Origin of the sequence: Streptomyces cahuitamycinicus, assembly GCF_002891435.1 — a bacterium.
GTDB lineage: Bacteria > Actinomycetota > Actinomycetes > Streptomycetales > Streptomycetaceae > Streptomyces > Streptomyces cahuitamycinicus.
This window is the reverse complement of the sequence record NZ_POUC01000611.1, coordinates 1-3,550: the sequence shown is the minus strand read 5'-3', so window position 1 is coordinate 3,550 and position 3,550 is coordinate 1. Positions and strand designations below refer to the sequence as shown.

3 protein-coding genes and 1 pseudogene are annotated in these 3,550 nt (G+C 73.7%); all 4 read right to left on the bottom strand.

Annotated features, from left to right (window positions below; all coding sequences use genetic code 11):
- Nucleotides 1–48: 48 nt before the first annotated feature.
- Nucleotides 49–1,521 (bottom strand): resuscitation-promoting factor, encoded by a 1,473-nt coding sequence (locus tag C1J00_RS40280; protein WP_102913808.1) that lies wholly within the window; start codon nucleotides 1,519–1,521, stop codon nucleotides 49–51.
- Between the two features lie 132 nt (nucleotides 1,522–1,653).
- Entirely contained in the window at nucleotides 1,654–2,544 is an 891-nt protein-coding gene (locus C1J00_RS40275; RefSeq protein ID WP_102913807.1) for a TatD family hydrolase, read from the bottom strand.
- A gap of 79 nt (nucleotides 2,545–2,623) precedes the next feature.
- Entirely contained in the window at nucleotides 2,624–3,040 is a 417-nt protein-coding gene (locus C1J00_RS40270) for a hypothetical protein (RefSeq protein ID WP_102913806.1), read from the bottom strand.
- Nucleotides 3,041–3,321: 281 nt separating this feature from the next.
- A pseudogene (locus tag C1J00_RS40265) lies at nucleotides 3,322–3,550 on the bottom strand (16S rRNA (cytidine(1402)-2'-O)-methyltransferase); the annotation flags it as partial.

Here is a 3,550-nt window from a genome sequence, read left to right as displayed (position 1 = left end):
GGGTGGGGCTGCTGGTCACGGAACAAGGGTACGGGGGTTCGGTTCCCCCTATCCGCCCAGCCGCGCCCCGCAGTGCGGCCAGGGGCTGGCCCCCCGCCGCACATACAGCTTCTTCGCCCGGTACGTCTGTTCCGCCGCCGGGGCGTCCTGGGGGCGGCCGCTGCCGCCGAGGGCCTGCCAGGTCCGGGTGTCGAACTGGTAGAGGCCGCCGTAGGTGCCTGAGGAGTCGACCGCGTCGGGCCGGCCGCCGGACTCGCAGGCCGCCAGGCCCTGCCAGTCGAGGTGGTCGGCGCCCTGGACGGAGGCGGGGCGCTCCTTGGTGCCGACCTTGACCACCTGCGGGCGCGGCTCGCGCACCAGCTCGGTTCTGATCCGGCGCGGCTTCTGCTTGACGCCGTTGACCGTGCGCAGCGAGAAGGTGACGCGGCGCAGGCCCGGCTCGCCCGCGTGCTCCACGACCTCCGTGCCCCGGAACAGGTCAGGGTCCTCCGTCCGCCGCACCGGGAACGGGACCGGCTCCTCGCGGACCTCCTTGCCGCCGGTGATCCGCAGCACTGTCACGGTCTGCCCGTCGCGCGGGAAGCTGCTCTGCGGGACCGAGGTGGTGTCCTGGCCGTGCAGGGTGATTCCGGCCTTCTCGACGGCCTCCCGTACGGTCGCCGCGTTGGTGCGCACCGTACGGGCACGGCCGTCCGCCATGATCGTGACGGTGCGTTCGGTCCGCACGTCCAGTGCGAGCCCTTCGCGCCCGATGCGGCGGGAGCGCGAGGTGGACACGTACGCTCCCTCCTGTCGCACACCCAGCTGCCGCAGCGCTCCGTCCACCGTGTGGGCGGTGGTCCAGACCTCGCGCCGGTGCCCGTCGAGGGTGAGCCGCAGGGGACGGGCGAAGTGCACGGCGACCTCGTCGCCGCTGCTGATGTCCGTACCGGGCCCGGGCGCGACCACGTCGTGGGTGCCGATCTCGACGCCCTCCTCCGCGAGCAGTTCGCTGACGTCGTCGGCGAAGGTGTGCAGTGTGCGCGCCTTGCCGTCGACGTTCAGCTCGATCGCCTTGTCCTTGGCGACGAACGCCGTGGTGCCGCCGGCGAGGAAGGCGACGACCAGGGCCTGCGGGAGGAGCCGCCGCATGGGGCTGTCCGGGCGCTCGGGGTAGCGGGCCTTGCGCCGGCGTGCGGATCTGCGGTGCGAGCCGGTGCGCGCCGCGGCACGCGATCCGGCGTGCGCACCCGGGCCCTGGCCTGGCTGCTCCTGGCCCGGCTGCTCGACGGACCCGGGCGCGGGCCCGTCGTGCGGAGCGCCCTGCCGGGGCAGTCCGGGCAGGGTCGGCGCCTCGTAGGCGGGCCGGTAGGTGTCCCGGTGGGCGCAGGGTGCCCCGGGGGTCCCCCAGCCGAGCGTCTCTGCGCTGTGCAGATCGGCCGGCGGCGCGTCGAAGCCGCCGTACACCGGATCGGCGTAGGCCGGGCCGTACGTCTCGTACGTCTCGTATGCCTCGTACGTTTCGTATCGGGAGTTGCTCACGCCGACGCGCTCCAGGGGGCCGGAGGGGGTCCAGGGGGGTCCGGATCGGGCCCCCAGAACCTAGCGGAGCGTTCGTCACTCTCCAAAGCGACGCGACTACGCACAGTCGTGCGGCGCGGTTGTGGACTCGGGTCAGTAACCGAACGCGCGTGCCGTGTTCGCGCCGAGTGCCGTGGCGAGGGTGTCCTCGTCGATGCCGCGCACCTCGGCCATGGCCCGCACGGTGACCGGCACGAGGTACGGGGCGTTGGGCCGCCCGCGGTAGGGCGCCGGTGTGAGGAAGGGCGCGTCCGTTTCGACGAGGAGGAGCTCCAGCGGGGCCACCGCCACCGCGTCCCGCAGGTTCTGGGCGTTCTTGAAGGTGACGTTGCCGGCGAAGGACATGAAATAGCCCGCGCTCGCGCAGATCCCGGCCATCTCGGCGTCACCGGAGTAGCAGTGGAAGACGGTCCGCTCGGGGGCGCCCTCCTCCTTGAGTACGCGCAGGACGTCGGCGTGGGCGTCGCGGTCGTGGATAACCAGGGCCTTGCCGTGCCGCTTTGCGATCTCGATGTGGGCGCGGAAGGACCGCTCCTGCGCGTCCTTGCCCTCGGGCCCGGTGCGGAAGTGGTCGAGGCCGGTCTCGCCGACGCCCTTGACCTGCTCCAGCGCGGCCAGCCGGTCGATCTCGGCGAGCGCGTCGTCCAGCGCGGCCCGGCCGCCGGGTTCGCGGGCGCCCTGCCGCGACCACCCGTCGGGGTCGCCGTGCACGATGCGGGGCGCCTCGTTCGGGTGCAGGGCGACCGTGGCGTGGACGGCGTCGTGGGCCGCAGCCGTCTCGGCCGCCCACCGGGAGCCCTTGAGGTCGCAGCCGACCTGCACGACCGTCGTCACTCCGACCGACGCCGCCTTCGCCAGTGCCTCCTCGACCGTGCCGGACTGCATGTCCAGGTGGGTGTGGGAGTCGGCGACCGGCACCCGCAGGGGCTCCGGGAGGGGCGGGGCCGCGTTCTTGTCCTGGCGGCCGGAGTCGTTCGAAGGCATGCCCCGATCCTACGAAAGGGGCACGCCCTCCCCGACGGGGGAGGACCGGGGAGGGCGTCGGACAAGGCAGCCGGACGGGTCAGCTCGCCTTGCGCTGGAAGGGGTGCAGCAGGTCGGACAGGTGCCAGTGGTGGTGCTCGCGCTCCTCGCCCGCGCTCCCGGGCCCTGCCGAGGGAGCCTCCACGGGCCCGGCGGGCGGCGGCACGCGGGACGGCCGGTGCGCGGCGTCGCGCGCCGACGCGACCCGCCCGGGCCGCATGATCCGCACGACGTGGCTGTCGCAGTTGTGGCACTCGGGCTTGCTCAACGGGGAGGGCACCACCTTGCCGTCCGCGACGTAGAGGACGAACTCGTGACCCGCGGCGTCCGTGTGGTGCTCTATCTCGTACGACTGCTCCCAGCCGTGTCCGCACCGCATGCAGGCGAACGAGTAGGACTCGTTGACGACTGCGGTGGCACCGGCGCGGAGCCCGGTCTGCCCTGCGATCTCACTCATGCCAGCTCCTGTTCCGCTGTGGCGTGAGGACGATTCCGTCCCCGCACCCCAGTGGACTCCCCGGCCGGACCGGTGGCAGCAGACCTGTCGAGTGTTGGCCCCGATTTGGGGTTCCCTTGCCCCGAGCCCCCGGCGCCTTTACCCACGCATGGGGCGCACGATCGCGCCCCTCAGGGGCGCGGGGAGCTGCGCGCGACAAGCCGGGGGCGCGGGGAGCTGCGCGCCAAGCCCCGCACAACGCGCGTCCCGCACAGCACAGCGGCCCTCACCCCCAACCCCGGTCACCCCGCCGCGTTCTTCGCGGCGACCACCGCATCGAAGACAACCCTCTTCGGCACGCCGGCCTCCACCGCCACCGCGGCGATCGCCTCCTTGCGCCGCTCCCCCGCTTCCTCCCGCACCCGGACCCGCCGCACCAGCTCCTCCGGCCCGACCTCCTCGGGGCCCTTCTCCGGCGCTCCCTCCACCACGACGGTGATCTCGCCGCGCACCCCCTCCGCGGCCCAGGCG

Excerpts from the sequence above, each read along its gene's own strand:
- C1J00_RS40270 (WP_102913806.1), bottom strand. The coding sequence starts at position 3,040 with ATGAGTGAGATCGCAGGGCAGACCGGGCTCCGCGCCGGTGCCACCGCA.
- C1J00_RS40275 (WP_102913807.1), bottom strand. The coding sequence starts at position 2,544 with ATGCCTTCGAACGACTCCGGCCGCCAGGACAAGAACGCGGCCCCGCCC.